The sequence below is a fragment of the Pseudomonas shirazensis genome (assembly GCF_050496565.1).
Classification (GTDB): Bacteria; Pseudomonadota; Gammaproteobacteria; order Pseudomonadales; family Pseudomonadaceae; genus Aquipseudomonas; species Aquipseudomonas shirazensis_A.
Map to the genome: position 1 here is coordinate 1 of NZ_JBNWAE010000045.1, position 563 is coordinate 563.

1 pseudogene is annotated in these 563 nt (G+C 62.7%); it reads left to right on the forward strand.

Annotated elements, in window-relative coordinates:
• Positions 1-563: pseudogene (locus ACQZ2L_RS25045) on the forward strand (T6SS effector BTH_I2691 family protein); the annotation flags it as partial.

Sequence of the window (563 nt, forward strand, 5' to 3'; positions counted from 1 at the left end):
TTCCGCATTTCGGCAGATGGCTCACTGGCCATCACCAGCTTCGATGATCCCTGGCAAGCCCCGCCGGCCTCGCTGACGGCGCAGGACGTGATGCGCAATCTGGCCTGGGCTCTGACTATCCACGATGTGGATGACCTGATCGGGCTGCGGCTGTTCTACAGCCCTGACCCACTGAGCAGGGCCACGCTGATGCGGCTGTTCGACCAGGCTCCCAGCTTGCCGGCTGTGAACGTGGCCAAGTATGCCGCTCCTTCCTGCTCGGTCCCTGAGTCCCATGTACTGACTTACGGTCAACTCGACCTGGTGGCCGATTTCGCCGCAGAGAACGATCCAGACCTGCGCAAGATGCTTGACGCGCAGCTGTCTTCGGCGCCGAAGATCATGTCGCTGGTGGCCTCTCGGCAGATGCTCAAGCCAAAGCCCAACAGCGATACGCCGCGAGGTATCGCCATCGTGGTCGAGGACGCGATCGGCATTACCCAGGATCTCAACGCCTGGCGCAACGCGGGCCTGGAACACCTCAAAGGCTGGCTGGAAACCACCACGCCCGGCGCTGAACCGGA